This window comes from Catenulispora rubra (assembly GCF_015356825.1).
Classification (GTDB): domain Bacteria; phylum Actinomycetota; class Actinomycetes; order Streptomycetales; family Catenulisporaceae; genus Catenulispora; species Catenulispora rubra.
The window spans coordinates 1-19,007 of sequence record NZ_JAACYW010000232.1 but is presented as its reverse complement, the minus strand read 5'-3'; the positions used below and the strand labels follow the sequence as shown (position 1 = coordinate 19,007).

Here is a 19,007-nt window from a genome sequence, read left to right as displayed (position 1 = left end):
GCGACCTGTCCGCGCGCGAGATCGAGGTGCTGCGGCTGGTCGCCGACGGCCGCTCGAACAAGGCCATCGGACAGGCCATGGGGCTCTTGGCGCTGACCGTGAAGAGCCACCTGGCGCGCATCGCCCGGCCGCGTCCCCGACGCCGCCGCCCGCGCCGCCATCGCCGAGGCGGCCCAGCCGCTCCTGACCCTGCTGGACCGACTCGGCTTGTCCGAGGCCTGACACACCCGACACACCACCCGACACCGCACACCCAGAACCCAGAACACAGACCACAGCACACAGACCACAGAGGGGGGAACCAACCATGACAGTCCGCACCGGCGTCATAGAGGTCATCGAGGAAGCGCCGCACCCGGACCCGGAAGGCGGCCTCGGAGCACTGCGCACCGAGCGCGGCAACCTGCCGCTGGAGCTGATCGAGGTCCGCTCCTCGGTCGCCGGCCTGGCCGTCCGCACCGAGCTGGCGCAGGGCTTCCGCAACCCCTACGACGTGCCGTTGGAGGCCACGTACATCTTCCCGCTGCCGGACCGCGCGGCGGTGACGCGGCTGCGGATGGAGGCGGCGGACCGCGTGGTCGAGGGCATCGTGAAGGAGCGGGAGGAGGCGCGCGCCGACTACGACGCCGCGATCTCCGAAGGCAAGCGCGCCTCGATCGCCGAGGAGGAGCGTCCCGGGGTCTTCACGCTGCGGGTCGGCAACATCATGCCCGGCGAGCAGGTCACGATACGCACGACGCTGGCCGGCCGGCTGCCCTACGAGGACGGCCAGGCCACGTTCCGCTTCCCGCTCGTGGTCGCGCCCCGCTACATCCCCGGCGGCGAACTGCCCGGGGACCAGGTCGGCAGCGGCACGGCGGTCGACACCGACGAGGTACCCGACGCCTCGCGGATCAGCCCGCCGATCCTGCTGCCCGGGTTCCCGAATCCGGTGCGCCTGTCGATCGAGGTGGCGGTCGATCCGGTCGGGCTGCCGCTGGCCGGGCTGACATCGAGCCTGCACGGGGTGAGCGTGGAGGAGACCAGCGGGACGGCGACCGGCGAGAGCACGGAAAGCAGCGCCCGATACCTGGTCCGCCTGAACCCCGGAGCCCGCGCCGACCGCGACTTCGTACTGCGGTTGGGCTATGGCGGTTCGGTGGCCGCCACGTCGCTGGCCGTGGCACGCGACTCAGCCACCGACGCGGCGAAGGATTCCACCGGCACCTTCCTCCTCACCATCCTCCCGCCCGAGCCGACCGACACCACCCGCCCCCGCGACGTCGCCCTGGTCCTGGATCGCTCCGGCAGCATGGAAGGCTGGAAGATGACGGCCGCGCGCCGTGCCGCGGCCCGCATCGTCGACACCCTGACCGCCGCCGACCGCTTCGCCGTGCTGACCTTCGACGACGAGATCGACGCCCCCGACGGCCTGCCGTCCGACGCGCTGGCCGAGGCCACGGACCGGCACCGGTTCCGCGCGGTGCAGCACCTGGCCGCCGTCGACGCACGCGGCGGGACCGAGATGGTGGCGCCGCTGCAGCAGGCCGCCGACCTGCTGACCCGGGACGTCGGCACCGACCGCGACAGAGTCCTGATCCTGGTGACCGACGGCCAGATCGGCAACGAGGACCGGGTCCTGACCACGCTCCGCCCGCAGCTCGCCGACCTGCGGATCCACACGGTCGGCATCGACACCGCGGTCAACGCCGGATTCCTGCGGCGCCTGGCCACCCTCGGCGGCGGGCACTGCGAGCTGGTGGAGTCCGAGGACCGCCTCGACGAGGCCATGGACGCCATCCACCACCGCATCGGCACGCCGCTGGTGACCGGGCTGCGCCTGGCCGGGACCGGCGGACTGGAACTGGATCAGGACTCGGTCACGCCGACCCGGCTGCCGGACCTCTTCGTCGGGGCGCCGCTGGTGGTCGCCGGGCGGTTCGGCGGCACCCCGGCCACGACAACTACGGCTACGGCTACGGCTACGGCTACGGCTACGGCGGAATCCGACACCGGCCCCGCCATCATCGTCACCGGCACCGCAGCCGACGGCTCGCCGTGGACCCGCCGCGTCACCGCGGTCGAGACCGACGACGCGGGACTGGCCCAGTTCTGGGCCCGCGGCCGCATCCGCGACCTGGAAGACCAGTACGTCTCGACCTACGAGGGCCAGCCGGAGCTCGAACGCGCGATCGTCGCCACGTCAGTGGGCTACAGCGTGCTGTCCCGCTTCACGGCGTTCGTCGCGATCGACTCGCGCGTCGTGAACAAGAGCGGCGCGCTGAAGCAGGTCACGCAACCGGTCGACCTGCCCGCCGGCTGGGCCGCCTTCGAGGCCGACGGCCTCGCGGTGTCGGCCGGCGCACCGATCGCCCCGATGGCCTCGATGCCCTCGATGCTCGCCGACACCGTCTTCGAGGAATCCGCGAAGCTCGACACGCGCTCGGTGAAGTCCTCGAAGACCGTCTTGCACCGGACCCGCGGCATCGCCGCAGGTCCGCGCGGAGCCTCTCCCGTTCCTCCGGCTCCCGGCGGAGCCTCGCCTGTCCCTCCGGCTCCCGGCGCCCCGCCGATGGTGTCGAGGCCCGCAGCGCCCCTGCTGCCCCCACTGCCGAAGCAGGAAAAGGAGCGGGAGCCGATCGACGGCCTCAGCACCTTCGCAGCGGCCTGGCTCCCCCGCCTCACCGCCGCCGCGAACGACAGCGCCGAGGCACAGGAGGAGCTGCTGGCCGAGTTCGCCGCAAAGCTGGGCGAGCTGGCCCCGCACGTCCCGGCGTCGCACGCCTCCGAGGTCGCCGACCTGCTCAGCACACTGGCCACGTCCGACAAGCCGGTCGACGAGCGCCGACAGAGCGCTGTCACGTTCCTGGAGTCGCTGGAACCGGAACCGGAACCGGAAGCATCGGACACGTCGGACGAGTCGGCCGCCAAGCCGCGACGCACGCCCTTCTGGAAGCGTTAGGACCGGAGTTAAAGACAGCGCCGAAAACCGTTACCAGACAACAAGCCCGGCTCGGAACCCCTCCGAGCCGGGCCGTCTTGCTACACCGTCGTCCTCGCCCTCACCTTCACCCTCGCCCTCCCCCTCACCCCAGAATCAACGACGCCGCATGCTCGCCGATCATCAAAGCCGCCGCGTTCGTGTTCCCCCCGACGATGCTCGGCATGATCGACGCGTCGGCGACCCGCAGCCCCTCCACCCCGCGCACCCGCAGCGCCGGGTCGACCACCGCGCGCTCGTCGACGCCCATCCGGCACGTGCCGACCGGGTGGTACACCGTGGTCGCGCGGTTCGGCAGCTCGGCGGCCAGCGCCGCCCGGTTGGCGTGGACCGAGCCCGGCGACGTCTCCCCGTGCACGCGCCCCGACAGCGAGCGGTGGGCCATCGCCTCGCGCACCATCTCCATGCCGTCCAGCAGCAGCGCGGCGTCCGCCGGGTCGCGCAGGTACGCCGGGTCGATGAGCGGTGCGGCCAGCGGGTCGGCCGAGGCCAGGCGCACGGTGCCGCGGCTCTTGGGGTAGATCAGCGTCGGCATCACGGTCAGCGTGCGGCGCGGGTCGGCCTTGTGCCGTACCGGGGCGTCCTGGTTCGGTCCCGGATACGACCACGGCAGCACGTGGACCTGCAGGTCCGGCACGGTGTCGGCCGATGGGCTCCGCACGAACCCCACCGCCTCGAACACCGTGCGCCCGACCCACGTGCCGCCGCGCGTGACCTCCTTGAGGAAGCCGCGGGCGAAGTACGGCGCGGTGCCCTTGTTCCGGGCCTCGGGCATCAGGAAGCACATCGGGACGAAGAGGTGGTCGTGGAGGTTGTCGCCGACCGGCAGGTCCTCGACCACCTCGACGCCGACCGAGCGCAGGTGCTCCGCGGGCCCGATCCCGGACAGCTGCAGCAGCTGCGCCGATCCGAACACCCCGGCGCTGAGCACCACCTCGTGCGTGGCCCGCACGAGCTGGCGCGCACCGCCGTCGGCGATGATCTCGACCCCGACGGCGCGGCCCTTCTCCAGCACCACGCGCGCGACGGTCACTCCGATGACGATGTCGAGCTGCGCCATGCCGTGGTCGTCGAGGTAGCCCACCGACGAGCTGTAGCGCAGGCCGCCGTCGGCGCTCTGCTGCACGATCGCGATGCCCTCCTGCGACTCGCCGTTGTAGTCGTCGAGGACCTTCACGCCGGCGGTGTCGGCGAACGCCTCCATGAAGCCGAGGGTGGCGGTGGTGACATCGGTCTGGCGGCGCACCTTGATCGGCCCGGAGCCGCCCCGGAAGTCGCCCTCGCCGTCCTCCCAGCTCTCCAGCTTCTTGAAGCTGGGCAGGACGTCCGCATACGACCAGCCCTCGCAACCTTCGGCGGCCCACGAGTCATAGTTCGCGGCGTTCCCGCGCACGAACAGCATCCCGTTGACCGACCCGGAGCCACCGAGCACCTTGCCCCGCGTCTGCGGAATCTTCCGCTCCAGCGCATCGGCCTGCGGCACCGAGTAGTAGCCCCAGTCCAGCCGCGCCTTGAGCTGCGGCACGCTGTGCACCGCGGCGATCAGCCCCGGCTTGCGCACCAGCGTCGTCCGATCAGACCCCCCGGCCTCGATCAGCACCACCCGAGCCCCACCCGCCGCGAGCCGCGCGGCCAGCACACACCCCGCACTCCCGGCCCCGACCACGACGTAGTCGGCCTCGCCAGGCACCGCACGCTTCGAACGCTGTCCCATCGGGCGCACCCCCTCCCACGGCCGGAGCCGCGTGATCACGGTAGGTCGCTGCACTGTAGGAGGGACTGCGTGAGGGTACAAGGGTCATCTTCGGGTGGGGTGGTGTTGGGGGCCTTTGGGACACTCGTGGAAGTCGCCAGGCGCACCCACGGCGTTCAGCAAGGGCGGATCGCCGTCTTCGAGCACGAACACGAACGAAACGGCGGTGACGTCGGCGATGATCGCGGTCTGGCCCGGGAGCGTCAGCGACGGATACGGACACCAGCCGACTCCGGCCGCGTCCAGCGCCTCGGTGACCTCGTCGTAGGTGGGCTGGCCGGGGAAGGTCTCGCAGCCGGCACGCTCTTCGTAAGGAAGCTCGGTCTCGTCGCGCCAGGTCTGGATGCAGATCATGTTCACGCGCCGGCAGCGGCACACGTAAAGCTCCACATCGCCGAACCCGAACAGCCGCGGCCACTGCTTTCGCCGCAGAGTCGGGCCGTCGAAGTACTCGCCATGAAATCGCGCGACATCATCGATCGACGCCCCGACCCGCATCTCGCCGAGCGACGCCGAATCCGCGAACCGCGCCAGGCGCGCCACCAAACTCACCGCGCGACGATATCGGGATACCGACACCGGCGCCCACACCATTACCCATCCTCGGAAGCGGCGTGCCCGCCAACCACTGGGGAGTGAACGGAGGCTGCGGGACCCTCCCTGACGGACACGCCGCGCATATCACGCCCCGGTGGCGTGTATGGCTGTATTACGCGCCATGGGGCACAGCGGTTCAGATGCACCATAGCAACCGGGCTCGGTGTGTGGCGGGGGCCGCGTCAGCGGATCCGGTTGAGGATCTCCTTTGCCTGCTGGGGGTTCGCCGCCAGCCAGAGACCGACGTGGTGCTGGACGGCTTGGCGGACGTAGCCGCGGACCTCGGCGGTGCCGAGCACGTCCCGCGTGCAGCCCTCGAACTGGGGATGCTTCACCTTCACCGACACGACCGCCGTCAGGCCCCGACCGATCCGGTCGGCGCCTATATCAGGGTCCATTGACGCGAGCAGCTGCCGCTCCCGCGCGTACGCCGTGAGCGCGGCGGCCACTCCGTCGCGGAAGCCCAGCAGGTGCGTGCCGCCTGCGGGAGTCGGCTGGCTGTTGGCGAAGCTCTGGACGCGTTCCGGTCCGGAACCATGCCAGCGCCAGGCGATGTCCATCGTCGTCTCCGTCTCCGGTTCCTCCTCCTCGAAGCCGGCGATCTCGGAGTCGTCGATCTCGGAGTCGTCGATCTCGGAGTCGTCGATCTCGGAGTCGTCGACACCGCCATCGAGGAAAGCGAGCAACTCACGCACGCCGTCCGGGAAGTGCAGCCGCACCGAGCGCGGCTCGGCCCCGCCGCGTTCGTCCGTCAGCGAGATGTCCAACTCCCTGTTCACGAAAGCCAGCTCCCTGAAGCGCTCCACCAACGTCTCGAACGAGAACTCCGTGGTCTCGAAGATGTCGGCGTCCGGCCAGAACGTGATGGCGTTCCCGCTCCCGCTCGTCGGCCCGGTGTCGGCGACCGGAGCGACCGGCACGCCGCGCGCGAACTCCTGGACGTACCGCCGACCGTCGCGCCGGACATCGGCCACCAGCCGACTCGACAGCGCGTTGACCACCGAGACCTCCCCCAGCACCCCGCTCATCGGATACCGCGGCCCGACCTTGCTCCGGCCCGCCGTCAGTACGGTCAGGGCGATCGTGAGGCTCGGGCCGGTCCCGAATTCGACGCCGGGACCGTCGTCGGCGAGACGGACACCGCCGTCGCGCCGCAGCGTGACGTCCAGCCGGCTCGCGCGGCCGTGCAGAATCTCGTCGAAGCTCCAACCCGCAGCCTCCGTCACCACGAGATGAAGCCCGCGTTCACCGGTCGTGCCGATATACATCCCCGGCCGCCTCCGGACGGCTTCCAAACCGTGCAACACCGTGATGCGACTCGCGTCGTACGTAGCAGGTTCCTGACTCATGAAAATCCCCTCCCAGACGTGTCTTCCAGGCCACCTGTGAGCGTAGCCGAAATCCATGAAAGGACCAGGTCAGAGCCGGTAGGGCGAAGCCGCGAGAGGGTCGGTGAGCGCCTGCCCACCGACCCTCGACTCCGCGGGTTGCGAACCCCGAAGAAATGGCGCGTACGACCCCTCGGGAGGCGGCTAAGGCGCAATTCTGCCGAGCCCAGACCTCACTATTTTTCGCGAATTCCCGGACGCGCCCCCGCCCCCGCCGCTACTCGATCCGCGGCGACCGCCGTCGCAGAATCCTGCGACCGGGCACCAGCACCGCGGCCGCACCGGGGATCGCCACCGCGGCCACCATCCCCGCGACCGCCAGCGGCGGGATCGACAGCATCGGCAGCCCGGTCACCCCGGCGGCGAAGGCGAACAGCGTCAGCCCGGCCACCGCCGCGCCGACGGCCGTCCCGGTGCCGACGATGATCACCGTCTCCAGCCGCAGCGACCGCATCAGCTGGTCCCGGGTCGCGCCGACCAGCCGCAGCAGCGTCAGCTCCCGGCGCCGCGACGCCGTCGCCACCCCGAGCGTGGTGACCACGCCGACCAGGATGAAGCCGGCGATCGCGACTACTGCGATCAGGCCCATGAGGCCGTCGTGGCGGGCCTGCTCGCTCAGGGTCGAGCCGTAGTCCGCGGCGGTGGCGGTGTGCAGGCCCGCGAACTGTTTCGTCAGGGGGCTGAGGTCGCCGGTGCCGTTGACCAGGAGGTCGTCGTCCAGTGTGGTGGCGGCGTGCGCGGCCACCAGGTCCCGAGGCAGGAGGACGTCGCCGAAGCCGAGGCCGCGCTCGTACAGCGCCACCACCTTCAGTGTGACCTGCGTTCCGTCGCCGAGCCACAGCTGGCGTGTGCCGCCCACCTTTGTGTCGTGTGCGACCGCCGAGCTCAGCGCCACGGTCCCGGGGTCGTTCAGTCCGGCCAGGGAGCCGGCGGTGAGCTGCGGGTCCAGCGTTGCGGCCGATCCGCCTGCCAGGCCCTGCGCCTGCAACGACTGTAGCGACGTGTCCAGGTTCCACACCGGCATCAACACCGTCGTCCGCTTCACCGCCGTCACGTCGGTCACCCCCGGCAGCGCGCGGGCGGCGTCGTAAGCGGCATGCGGGATGCCGGGGCCGGAAGACGTCAGCACTCGGGCTGCGCGCAGTCCGTCGCGGGCTTCGGCGGAGGTGGCGTTCGCGCTGGTGGTCTGCGCGAACAGCTGCGTACCACCGAAGGACAGGGCCAGGGCGATCGGCGTGATGACGGCGGCCATCCGCACCGCGGCGGCGCGCGCCGAGGTGGCGGCCAGGTCGCCGGAGATCGGTGAGAGCCAGCGCAGGGGCGCCCCCAGCACTCTGACGCCGATGCGGGCGATCCACGGGCCGAGCAGGGCCACCGCCCACATCAGTGAGATCACCAGGCCTGCGACGGAGGACTGGGCTGCGGGGCCGCCGACGGTGAACGTCAGCACCAACATCGCGGCGCCGAGCACCACGAACACCAGCCCCGTGATCACCCGCCAGCGCGGCGGCCGCGTCGGCTCCACCGCGCTCTCGCCGAGCGCCTGCACCGGCTTGATCTTCGACACCCGCCGGGAGGCGAGCCAGCCGGTGCCGACCGCGGCGAGGATGGTGAGCAGCGCCGAGCCGACCACCGGGATCGGGCTCAAGGAGAGTTCGAACCCTGCGGGCAGCACGCCCTGGGAGCTCATGATCGCCTTGAGCCACGCCCCGAGCCCGAGCGACGCCACCGCCCCGACCAGGGCCGAGGGCACAGCGATCTTCAGCATCTCGCGCACGATGACGCGCCGTACCTGCCGCGGGGTGGCGCCGACGGCGCGCATCACCGCCAGCTCGCGGGTGCGGTCGCGCACCGACAGCTCCAGCAACCCGGAGACGACCAGCAGCGCCACCAGGAGTGCGGCGCCGCCGAGGGTGCCGGCGGATCCCAGGTTGTCGGTGCGGCCGGCCTGGATCGCCGGGTGTTCGACGTCGCCGCGCGCCGCGCCGGTGGCGACGTCCAGGCCGGGCGCGGCGTGCCGCAGCGCGGAGGCGGAGACGTGGGCGCCGGCGGCCGACTGCACCACCAGCGCGTCGGCGCGGTCCGGGTGGCCGGAGAGCGTCGCAGCCTGCTGCTGGGTGAAGTACAGCGTCGCGGCCGGGCCGCCGGAGCTGATTCCGGAGACGGCGTAGGTCTGCGGCGCGTCGCTGAGTTGCAGGCGAACCTCGGAGCCCGCGTGAACGCCGAGCTTGGCGGCCGTGCCGGCGTCGAGAACTACGTCGTGCGCCGAAGCCGGGGCGCGGCCAGAGGTAAGCGTGGTCGGCGACAGCTTCGCCGAGTCCCAGCCATGGCCGGTAAGTGTCGGGACTGCGCCGCCTGAGGACGCAGCGACCACCGGCACCGAGAAGTCGGCGACCACATCCCCAACCCCGGGCACCACCGCCAGCGCCCCGCTCAGCGCCACCGGCACCCGCGCGGGCTCGACGAGCGGCCGGCTCTCAGAGTTCTTGTTGTCCCCGCTACCCCGCGCATAGGTCACACTCTGCTCGCCGTGCACGACCGCGGCGGCCGAGGCGTAGCGGTCGAGCGTGCCGTGCGCCCGCACGCCGGACTCGAGCAGCACCCCGAAGGCACCGAGCACCATGGCCGCGACCGCCAGCGCGGCGGCGACCCCGAAGGCGATGCCCTTCCTCACAGCGTCTCCCAGCGGTTCAGGACCGTCGCGGCGGTCGGGCGGGTGAGTTCGTCGACGATCCGGCCCTGCGACAGGAACACGGCGCTGTCGGCCCACGCCGCGGCGGTGGGGTCGTGCGTGACCAGGACCACGGTCTGCCCGGTGGCGTCCACGGCCTCGCGCAGCAGCCGCAGCACATGCCCGGCGGTGCGCGGGTCGAGCGCGGCGGTGGGCTCGTCGGCGAACACGATCTCCGGCCGGGTCACCAGCGCCCGCGCCACCGCGACCCGCTGCTGCTGGCCGCCGGAGAGCTCGGAGGGCTTGTGGTCCAGCCGGTCGGCCATCCCGACCCGGTAGACGACCTCGTCGAGCCAGCCGGCGTCGGCGCGCCGTCCGCCGAGGAACAGCGGCAGTGTGATGTTGCGCCGGACGTCCATCGAGGGCACCAGGTTGTAGCCCTGGAACACGAAGCCGACACGGTCCCGGCGCAGCCGGGTGAGCGCGGTCTCCTTCAGCTTGCCGAGGTCGGTCTCGCCGAGCCGGACGGTGCCGGAGGTGGGCCGGTCCAGTCCGGAGGCGCAGTGCAGGAAGGTGCTCTTGCCGGAGCCGGAGGCGCCCATGATCGCGGTGAACGTGCCGCGCCGGAAGGTCCAGCTGACGTTGTCCAGCGCGGTCACCCGGCCGCGGTCGTAGGACTTGGTCACGCGTTCCAGCGTCACGGCGGCGCCGCCGGGGTCGGCGAGGCCCGCGCGGCCGGTGAGACCGGGGAGACCGGCGGCATGCGCGGCGGCGTCGGCGTACCCGGGGGTCCCGGCGGGCACGGTGTTCGGGGCGGTCATAAGCGCTCCTGCGTCGGTGGATCAGTACGCCTTCGACGCTAGTTTTGGATCTTCGCTCGCCCCAGCGGCCCCGGCCCCCTCTTGGGGGTGTACCGCGCGACACCATGATGGTGGGGCCTGCCGTGCCGACTTGCCTCGACCTGGCCTTTAGAGTGGTGGGATCATGAAGATCCGCGCCCTGTCCGCCCGAAGCCTGCGCTCGACGTGGTACCTGTTCGCGGGTCTGCGCACCGCGCTGCCCGCGCTGCTCGGCGTCTGCCTGCTGCCGCTGGCGCTGCTGCTGGCCTTCGGCGTACCGGGGCTGCCCTGGGTGGCCGGGCGGATCCGGGTCCTGACCAACATCGAGCGCCGCCGGGCGGCCAAGGTGCTGGGGTATCCGATCCGGGAGCCGTCCACGCCGGTGGCGGCCGACCCCTACCGGCAGTACTTCGCGCTGATGCGGTCGACCTCGGTGTGGCGGGACATCGCGTGGATGATCGTGCACGGCTTCCTCGGGCTGCTCATCGGCATCGTGTCGGTCGAGGTGTGGATCGGGATCCCGTGGGACCTGGCACTGCCGTTCTGGTGGTGGACGGTGAAGCCGGGCACGCTCGGCGCCGGCGCGCAGATCTACACCTGGCCCGAGGCGATCGCCTACCCGCTGCTGATGGCCGCGGGTCTGACCGCGCTGCAACTGTGGGGCCAGCCGCAGCTGGCGCGGTTCCAGGGCTGGTACGCCAAGCGCCTGCTCGGCCCGACCCGCCGCACCGAGCTGGCCGCGCGTGTGGAGTCGCTGACCGAGACCCGGGCGCAGGCGCTGGAGGCGCACGGCGCCGAGCTGCGGCGCATCGAGCGCGACCTGCACGACGGCACGCAGGCCCAGCTGGTCAGCGCCGCGCTCCGGCTGGGCCTGGCCGACCAGCGCTTCGACGCCGACCCCGGCGGTGCCAGGACCCTGATGCTGGACGCGCGCGCCGGCATCGAGGACGCGCTGGCCGAGCTGCGCACCGTCATCCGCGGCATCCATCCGCCGATCCTCAGCGACCGCGGCCTGCCCGGGGCGGTGCGCGCGCTGGCCGCCGGCCGCCCGATGCCGGTGACCGTCGACATCCCGGAGCCGGACCGGCGCTGCCCGGCGGCGGTGGAGGCGGCGGCGTACTTCGTGGTCGCCGAGGCCCTGACCAACGTCGCCAAGCACAGCGGCGCGGCGCACGCCTGGGTGTCGCTGCGGCATGATGGCCCGTACCTGACGGTGCGGATCCGCGACGACGGCCACGGCGGCGCGGACCCGGCGCTGGGCAGCGGCCTGGCCGGGATCCGGCGCCGGGTGGCCGCGCTGGACGGCGTGACACGCGTCGACAGCCGCACCGACGGGACCGGGACGAACGTGGAGGTGGAGCTGCCGTGCGGCTTGTGATCGCCGAGGACAACGTGCTGCTGCGCGAGGGCCTGCAACTGCTGCTGACCACGGTCGGCCACGAGGTGGTGGCGGTCGCCGGCAGCGGCCCGGAGGTGGTCCCGACGCTGCTGGAGCACCGGCCGGACGCGGCGATCCTGGACGTCCGCCTGCCCCCGGGCTTCCGCGACGAGGGCCTGCGCGCCGCGATCCAGGCCCGCAAGCTGATGCCGGGCTTGCCGATCCTGGTCCTGTCGCAGTACGTCGAGGAGACCTACGCTGCCGAACTCCTGGCCGAAGGCGCCGGCGGCATCGGCTACCTGCTGAAGGACCGCGTGGCCCGCGTCTCGGAGTTCCAGGAGGCGCTGGAGCGCGTCGCCGCCGGCGGCACCGCCCTGGACCCCGAGGTGGTCTCGCAGCTGCTGACCCGCCGCGACCCCCTGGACGCCCTCACCCCGCGCGAGCGCGAGGTGCTGTCGCTGATGGCGCAGGGGCTGGACAACGGGACCATCGCCGCGACGCTGGTGATCACCGAGCGGTCGGTGAGCAAGCACGTGGGGAACATCTTCGGCAAGCTCGGGCTGCCGCCGGACGAGGCCGGGGACCGGCGGGTGCGGGCGGTGCTGGCTTTCTTGGAGGCTGGGGACTGAGGGGGCGGCGCGGCTGAGCTCGGTGTGGCTGTCTGTCATCTGGCAGTGCCAGGCCGGCGGCGAGTGCTTGCTGGCTGGATGTGGCTTGTCTGTCAGCTGATCCAGCCGGCGTCGACTGCGGGGCTGCTGTCGTAGACCACATATTCGCGCTCGATGCTAAGTATCTCGTGCGCCGCGTCGCGCAGGGTGTCTATGAGCTGGTCCAGATTTCCGGCAGCCACATCAGTCCCGACCCGATAACAGCGCTGCGTCACAAACCTCTCCGCACATCCGTCCTCCCGCACCCGGCGCGCATTCCGCGACAGATGCGCACCATGCGGCATCACCAGCTCGGCGAGCGCCACCTCATCAACCCCCTGCGGCAGCAGCAGCTTGAGATGGTGCTCGAAGTACCTGTCCTCCACCGCCTGCTCAGCCGTCGCAGGCACCCCGTCCGCGAACGGCGAGGACTCCACCTTCACCCGCGCGACCCGGAACCCCGCCCCCTCCAGCTCCCTCGCCATCGCCTCGGCATCGGCGAGCACCGCGGCAGCCGTCCCCGCGCCCGGCACCGTCAGCATCGGCTGTGACACCGTCTCGCCCCGCGCCAACACGATGTGCGTGAACTTCACCCCACGCTCCCCCGCCCAAGCCGCGAGCGCGCCGGCATCATCCCCGGAAACGGTGATGTGGAACTCGAAGTCCCCCACAACCTCGCTCACACCAACCCCAGCGCGTTCATCAGCCGCTGCTTCCACTCCCCGACCGAACCCTCGACCTGCGGATACTCGGCGACGAACGCGTCCCAGTCGACATCCAGGCCGTCCACATCGCGACGCCTCAACCCCGCCTGCGCCGAACCCCCGGCCCGGATCATCCCCTGGAGGCCGGGTAGCTCGGCCAGCACCACCGCGTCGTACAAGTCCTTGCCCCGGCTGAGTCCGCCGTCGCTGCAATCCTCGACCAGCCACATCAGCTTCCACACCAACGACAGCTCCGGACCGGCCGCCCACAGCACGCTGAAGCCCCCCGCCAGCCGCGGTATCCGCGTCCACACCGGCCGCCGAGGCATCGGCTCGTCCGCGGCGAAGTCCAGCTGCACCACGCCGGACATCCCCCGTCCCGGATCGCCTTGCGTCTCCCACGGAATCGTCACCCGCGAGCCGCTCATCGCATAGCCCGAATACGCCCAGTCCCCCGACTCGTCGAACCGCTCCGGATCGAGCACGATCCCGTGCCCCGCGTCCGGATTCTCCCGGATCCGGCGCAGCAGGTCCTCGTACGGCGCCGACTCCTCCCACTCCTCGGCCCGGATCCAGTTGACCCCGTCCGGCGATAGCCGCGGCCGCTGTCCCCCGGTGTCGAACTCGCCATCGGCCCAGAGCTCGGCACGGCCGGCCCCGTCGGCGACCTCCGGCCACTGCTGCACCGTCGCCAGGTCGTCCACGTACGGATAGGGCTCCTCGTCGTCGACCGGCCAGCCGTCCTTCACCACGATGAAGTCCAAATCACCTGGTTTGCGCGCCGCGGATCCGGCGTATGCCGTCATCAGCATGCTTCCGCGAAGCACGAGGTGACTGCTCCACGGCGCCTCCGCGATCAGCGCCAAAACGTGGTCCAGGGCCAGGCGGTGGCAGGTGTCGCGGTCGCGCGGCAGCCCGAGGTCGTCCATGGCCGCCGATTATGGCGGACCGCTCCGACACCGGCCCCTCCCCCGGACGGAGCAGTCCGACACGCCAAAACTTGTATGACTCGTTATCTTGAATTGTTCGCCTCTAGCCCGATAGGTTGAAGCCATGACCGCACCACACCCGCCGACCGCCGCGGAGGAGTTGCGCGGCGCCGGACTCCGGGTGACCGCGGCGCGCGTGGCCCTGCTGGAGACCGTGCGCGGCGGCGACCACCTGGACGCCGACGCCATCGCCTCCGGGGTGCGCGCGCGGGTCGGCCACGTCTCGCTGCAAGCCGTCTACGAAGCGCTCCACGCGCTCACCGCGGCCCGGCTGGTCCGGCGCATCGAACCGGCCGGCAGCCCGGCGCGCTACGAGGGCCGGGTCGGCGACAACCACCACCACCTGGTCTGCCGGACCTGCGGCACGGTGGTCGACGTCGACTGCGCGGTCGGCGCGGCCCCCTGCCTGGACCCGGTCGACGACCACGGCTTCACCATCGACGAGGCCGAGGTCGTCTACTGGGGCCTGTGCCCCGGCTGCGCCGTCCCGGCCGGTCCCGTGGGGTAGCCCGCAGGCCGGTCCGAGAACGTCAGAAAACACCAGAGAACATCCGAACAAGCGTGAACCGCCAGAACCCGGAAGGACTCCCCCTAAGATGTCTGAGAAGCATGGCGACATCGACGTCGACATCGATCACGGCGCGCAGGCGAGTGTCGGCTGCCCGGTCCCGCACGGCCGGGCCGCGCACCCGACCGCCGGCGGCGGCAACCGGCAGTGGTGGCCGAACCGGCTGAACTTGAAGATCCTGGCGAAGAACCCCGCGGTCGCGAACCCGAACGGCGCGGACTTCGACTACGCCGCCGCGTTCAACACGCTGGACCTGTCGGCCGTCAAGGCCGACGTCGCCGCCGTGCTCTCCGACTCGCGCCCCTGGTGGCCGGCCGACTTCGGGCACTACGGCCCGTTCATGATCCGCATGGCCTGGCACAGCGCCGGCACCTACCGCGTGCACGACGGCCGCGGTGGCGGCGGCACCGGCCAGCAGCGCTTCGCCCCGCTGGACTCCTGGCCGGACAACGCCAGCCTGGACAAGGCCCGCCGCCTGCTGTGGCCGGTGAAGAAGAAGTACGGCCAGAACCTGTCATGGGCCGACCTGATCATCCTGACCGGCAACGTGGCGCTGGAGACGATGGGCTTCAAGACCTTCGGCTTCGCCGGCGGCCGCCCCGACGTCTGGGAGCCGGACGACGACGTCTACTGGGGCCCGGAGCAGGTGTGGCTGGACGACCAGCGCTACACCGGCGACCGCAAGCTCGAGGAGCCGCTGGCGGCGGTCCAGATGGGCCTGATCTACGTCAACCCCGAGGGCCCGAACGGCAACCCGGACCCGGTCGCCGCGGCCCGCGACATCCGCGAGACCTTCGGCCGGATGGCGATGAACGACGAGGAGACCGTCGCGCTGATCGCCGGCGGCCACACCTTCGGCAAGACCCACGGCGCCGGCCCGTCCGAGGCCGTCGGCCCGGACCCCGAGGACGCCCCGCTGGAGAACCAGGGCCTGGGCTGGAAGAGCAGCCACGGCAGCGGCGTCGGCGCGGACGCGATCACCTCCGGCCTGGAGGGCATCTGGACCAACACGCCGGTCACCTGGGACAACAGCTTCTTCGAGATCCTGTTCGGCTACGAGTGGGAGCTGTTCAAGAGCCCGGCCGGCGCCAACCAGTGGCGCCCGAAGGAGAACGGCGGCGCCGGCACCGTCCCGGACGCGTTCGACAGCGCCAAGAAGCACCAGCCGACGATGCTCACCACCGACCTGTCGCTGCGCGAGGACCCGATCTACGAGCCGATCTCGCGCCGGTTCAAGGACGACCCGCAGGCCTTCGCCGACGCCTTCGCCCGCGCCTGGTACAAGCTCACGCACCGCGACATGGGCCCGATCGTCCGCTACCTCGGCCCCGAGGTCCCCAGCGAGCGCCTGCTGTGGCAGGACCCGCTGCCGGCCGTCGACCACCCGCTGATCGACGACGCGGACGCCACGGCGATCAAGGCGAGCATCCTGGCCTCGGGCCTGACGGTGCAGCAGCTGGTCACCACCGCCTGGGCGGCCGCGGCCTCGTTCCGCGGCAGCGACAAGCGCGGCGGCGTGAACGGCGCCCGCATCCGCCTGGAGCCGCAGTCCGGCTGGGAGGTCAACGAGCCGGAGAAGCTGGCGCCGGTGCTGCGCAAGCTCGAAGGCGTCGCCTCGACCTTCAACGAGGGCGCGAGCGGCGGCAAGAAGGTCTCGCTGGCCGACGTCATCGCCCTGGCCGGCGCCGCGGGTGTGGAGAAGGCGGCCAAGGACGCCGGCTTCGACGTCGCCGTGACCTTCCACCCGGGCCGCACCGACGCCACGGCCGAGCAGACCGACGTCGAGTCGGTCTCCTACCTGGAGCCCCGCGCCGACGGCTTCCGCAACTACCAGGGCAAGGACACCTCGCTCCCGGCGGAGTACCTGCTGCTGGACAAGGCGAACCTGCTGAACCTGTCGGCGCCGGAGCTGACGGTCCTGGTCGGCGGCCTGCGCGTGCTCGGCGCCAACCACGGCGGCAGCGCCGCGGGCGTGTTCACCGACAAGCCGGGCGTGCTGTCGAACGACTTCTTCGTCAACCTGCTGGACCTGGACACCACCTGGAAGCCGGTCGACGCCGACTCGACCACCTTCGAGGGCAGCGACGCCTCCGGCGCGGTGAAGTGGACCGGCACGCGTGCCGACCTGGTGTTCGGCTCGAACTCCGAGCTGCGCGCGCTGGCCGAGGTGTACGCGGGCGACGACGCGAAGGAGAAGTTCGCGAAGGAGTTCGCGGCGGCGTTCGGGAAGGTGCTGGAGCTGGACCGGTTCGACCTGCACCGGTAGGACGCGGGTCGCGACGGACGTTCTGAAGTTCTGAATTTCAGAAGTTCGACCAGGGCCCCGCTCGGACGCTTAGGCGTTCGGGCGGGGCTTTCGTTGTGTGTGACTTGTCAGTGCCCGGTCGTAGCGTGGTGACCATGCCCGATACCGCCATCCCGCCAGTCAAGCTCGAACCCTGGTCCGACGCCGACTTCGACGTGCTCCGCCGACAGAACACGCCGGAGATGACCGAGCATCTCGGCGGACCGGAGAGCGAGGAGAAGCTGGCCGACCGGCACCGGCGTTACCTCGATCCGGCCGAGAACGGATCCATGTTCCGCGTGGTCCTGCCGAGCGGCGAGGTCGCGGGCTCGACGGGCTTCTGGGACCACGAGTGGGACGGCGAGGCCGCCTACGAGACCGGATACGGCATCCTGCCGGAGTTCCAGGGACGCGGGCTCGCGGTGGCGGCGACGGTCGCGGCGGCGGAGGCGGCGCGCGCCGACGGTCGGCACCGGTGGCTGTACGCGTTCCCGTCGGTCGAGCACGGGGCGTCGAACGCCGTGTGCCGGAAGGCGGGGTTCGAGCTGGTCGGGGAGTCGGAGTTCGAGTATCCGAAGGGGCATTTCATTCGGTCGAACGTGTGGCGGCTCGATCTGACAACAGCCTGATCGCAACCCTCACCGGCGCCGCGCGACCCACCCGAGACCGTCGCGCGCCTTGTCGGTACGCCATCTGGGGCCGGAGTCGTCGGCGCCGACAATGTGGAAGACGTCGTAGCCGCTGCTGTCGCGCGCCGCGGCAGCGGACACCGCCGCCGCCAGATCCGAGCCGGCGAGCGCGGGGACCGGGGTACCGTCGGCACGACGGATCTGGACCGGTTCGTCGAGGATCGGCAGAGCCCAGCGCGGCCAGATCTCGTCCGGGGTCGGGAAGGCCAGGCGCAGGACCGTGACCGTCATCCCGTGGGCGTCGGCGGCGATGCGTCCCACCTGCTCGGCCAACCGCTTCGTCACGCCGTAGAGGTTCGTGGCGTCGGGCTCGGCGTCCTCCTCGACATCGCGCTCGATCAGATGCGCCGGCTCATTGCCGAACACCGAGAGGCTGCCGATCAGCACGGCGCGCGATACCCCGGCCGCGTGCGCGGCCTCCAGCGTCGCGTACACCGACGCCACATTCACCTCGAACGCGCTGGTGGTGTCCAGCTGCCCTTTGTCGGCCTCGGAGCGGAAGCCCATCGCGCCGTGCACCACCGCGTCCATCCCCTCCAGCGCGGTCGCCAGCGCCGCCGGATCCGTCGCGCTGCCGACGACGTGGTCGTAGTCTCCTTGCGGCGGCACCAGGTCCAGGACGCGGATCTCGTGCTCTGCGGCCAGCCAGGGAAGCATCAGGGTGCCGACATAGCCCGAACCGCCGACTATCAGGATGCGCATTCACGTACGGTAGCAGGCGGGCGATCAGCTGCTCATCGGCTGCTCATCGACGCCATGTCCGAATCCCGCCAGTAGCGGGCGCCGATCCGGCTCAGACTGGATCCATGAACGTTTACACCGGGATCGAAAGCCCTGTCGGACCGCTGCTGCTGGTCGGCGAGAAGAGCGCGGATGGTGTTGTGCAGCTGACGTCGCTGTCGATGGACGGCCAGCGGTACGCCCCGAAGGTCCGCGACGCCTGGACCGCCGACCCCGAGGCCTTCGCCGAGGTGGCGCGGGAGCTGCGGGAGTACTTCGACGGCAGCCGGACCGAGTTCACGCTCGACTACGCGGTCGCGGGCACCGACTTCCAGCGCCGCGTCTGGGACGCGCTCGACACCGTCCCGCACGGCACGACCACCACCTACGGCGCGCTGGCGGCGCGGCTCGGCCTACCGCGCGACCGGGTCCAGGCGCTGGGTGCGGCGATCGGGGCGAACCCGCTGCTGATCGTGCGGCCGTGCCACCGCGTCGTCGGCGCCGACGGGTCGATGCGCGGGTACGCCGGGGGCGTGGAGCGCAAGCAGTGGTTGCTGGCGCTGGAGGGGGCGATCGCGCCGCTGCTGGTCTGAGCGGAAAGGAACGAACCATCATGCCCGGCACCACCACCCTGGAAAACCACTCTCCCCTCACCGCCGCCGACTGGCCCGCGATCACCGCCGAGCTCGACTCCGTCGGCTGTGCCCCGACGCCGCAACTCCTCACTCCCGAGCAGTGCCGCGACATCTCAGCCCTCTACGACCGTCCCGAGCTGTTCCGCACGACCGTGGACATGGCGC

At 71.5% G+C, this 19,007-nt stretch carries 15 protein-coding genes and 2 pseudogenes; 9 read left to right on the top strand and 8 right to left on the bottom strand.

Going from position 1 to position 19,007, the window contains the following annotated elements:
- Positions 1-128, top strand: a pseudogene (locus GWK61_RS60085) (helix-turn-helix domain-containing protein); the annotation flags it as partial.
- A 179-nt stretch (positions 129-307) separates the two neighbouring features.
- Positions 308-2,941 (top strand): VIT domain-containing protein, encoded by a 2,634-nt coding sequence (locus GWK61_RS40385; RefSeq protein ID WP_194917006.1) that lies wholly within the window; start codon positions 308-310, stop codon positions 2,939-2,941.
- 124 nt (positions 2,942-3,065) lie between these two features.
- Here the strand turns inward: GWK61_RS40385 and GWK61_RS40380 are convergent, their stop codons facing one another.
- The 5 genes from GWK61_RS40380 to GWK61_RS40360 form a co-directional block, all read right to left on the bottom strand.
- Entirely contained in the window at positions 3,066-4,694 is a 1,629-nt protein-coding gene (locus tag GWK61_RS40380; protein WP_194917005.1) for a GMC family oxidoreductase, read from the bottom strand.
- An 84-nt stretch (positions 4,695-4,778) separates the two neighbouring features.
- Positions 4,779-5,285 (bottom strand): hypothetical protein, encoded by a 507-nt coding sequence (locus GWK61_RS40375; RefSeq protein ID WP_194917004.1) that lies wholly within the window; start codon positions 5,283-5,285, stop codon positions 4,779-4,781.
- A 227-nt stretch (positions 5,286-5,512) separates the two neighbouring features.
- Positions 5,513-6,679, bottom strand: coding sequence for a DNA topoisomerase subunit B (locus GWK61_RS40370; protein ID WP_194917003.1), 1,167 nt, complete (start codon positions 6,677-6,679; stop codon positions 5,513-5,515).
- Positions 6,680-6,935: 256 nt separating this feature from the next.
- Complete coding sequence (locus tag GWK61_RS40365; RefSeq protein ID WP_194917002.1) at positions 6,936-9,392, bottom strand: ABC transporter permease; 2,457 nt, start codon at positions 9,390-9,392, stop codon at positions 6,936-6,938.
- The gene (locus tag GWK61_RS40360; RefSeq protein ID WP_228563740.1) at positions 9,389-10,210 is read right to left on the bottom strand and encodes an ABC transporter ATP-binding protein; all 822 of its coding nucleotides are present in this window, start codon (positions 10,208-10,210) and stop codon (positions 9,389-9,391) included. Before GWK61_RS40360 ends, GWK61_RS40365 begins: the two co-directional genes overlap by 4 nt.
- A gap of 163 nt (positions 10,211-10,373) precedes the next feature.
- On the opposite strand from GWK61_RS40360, the gene GWK61_RS40355 reads away from it, so the two are divergent.
- Complete coding sequence (locus GWK61_RS40355; RefSeq protein ID WP_194917001.1) at positions 10,374-11,606, top strand: sensor histidine kinase; 1,233 nt, start codon at positions 10,374-10,376, stop codon at positions 11,604-11,606.
- A complete protein-coding gene (locus GWK61_RS40350) occupies positions 11,594-12,235 on the top strand; it encodes a LuxR C-terminal-related transcriptional regulator (protein WP_194917000.1) in 642 nt (213 codons plus the stop codon). Before GWK61_RS40355 ends, GWK61_RS40350 begins: the two co-directional genes overlap by 13 nt.
- A 92-nt stretch (positions 12,236-12,327) precedes the next feature.
- Here the strand turns inward: GWK61_RS40350 and GWK61_RS40345 are convergent, their stop codons facing one another.
- Complete coding sequence (locus GWK61_RS40345; protein ID WP_228563739.1) at positions 12,328-12,936, bottom strand: hypothetical protein; 609 nt, start codon at positions 12,934-12,936, stop codon at positions 12,328-12,330.
- Positions 12,933-13,886, bottom strand: coding sequence for a nucleotidyl transferase AbiEii/AbiGii toxin family protein (locus tag GWK61_RS40340; RefSeq protein WP_194916999.1), 954 nt, complete (start codon positions 13,884-13,886; stop codon positions 12,933-12,935). The genes GWK61_RS40345 and GWK61_RS40340 overlap by 4 nt, the downstream gene beginning before the upstream one ends.
- Before the next feature lie 124 nt (positions 13,887-14,010).
- Here GWK61_RS40340 and GWK61_RS40335 point away from each other — a divergent pair, with 124 nt between their 5' ends.
- The 3 genes from GWK61_RS40335 to GWK61_RS40325 all read left to right on the top strand — a co-directional run bounded on the left by GWK61_RS40335 (position 14,011) and on the right by GWK61_RS40325 (position 17,427).
- Positions 14,011-14,454 (top strand): Fur family transcriptional regulator, encoded by a 444-nt coding sequence (locus GWK61_RS40335; protein ID WP_194916998.1) that lies wholly within the window; start codon positions 14,011-14,013, stop codon positions 14,452-14,454.
- Positions 14,455-14,542: 88 nt separating this feature from the next.
- A complete protein-coding gene (gene katG / locus GWK61_RS40330) occupies positions 14,543-16,780 on the top strand; it encodes a catalase/peroxidase HPI (protein ID WP_194916997.1) in 2,238 nt (745 codons plus the stop codon).
- Between the two features lie 134 nt (positions 16,781-16,914).
- The gene (locus tag GWK61_RS40325; RefSeq protein ID WP_228563738.1) at positions 16,915-17,427 is read left to right on the top strand and encodes a GNAT family N-acetyltransferase; all 513 of its coding nucleotides are present in this window, start codon (positions 16,915-16,917) and stop codon (positions 17,425-17,427) included.
- A 9-nt stretch (positions 17,428-17,436) separates the two neighbouring features.
- Here the strand turns inward: GWK61_RS40325 and GWK61_RS40320 are convergent, their stop codons facing one another.
- On the bottom strand, positions 17,437-18,189 hold the full coding sequence (locus tag GWK61_RS40320; RefSeq protein ID WP_194916995.1) for an NAD-dependent epimerase/dehydratase family protein: 753 nt from the start codon (positions 18,187-18,189) through the stop codon (positions 17,437-17,439).
- Between the two features lie 104 nt (positions 18,190-18,293).
- Between GWK61_RS40320 and GWK61_RS40315 the strand changes: the two genes are divergently transcribed.
- Positions 18,294-18,800 carry a methylated-DNA--[protein]-cysteine S-methyltransferase gene (locus GWK61_RS40315; protein ID WP_194916994.1) on the top strand — a complete coding sequence of 169 codons (507 nt, stop codon included), beginning with the start codon at positions 18,294-18,296 and terminating at the stop codon, positions 18,798-18,800.
- A 20-nt stretch (positions 18,801-18,820) separates the two neighbouring features.
- Positions 18,821-19,007 (top strand): annotated as a pseudogene (locus GWK61_RS40310) (2OG-Fe(II) oxygenase); the annotation flags it as partial.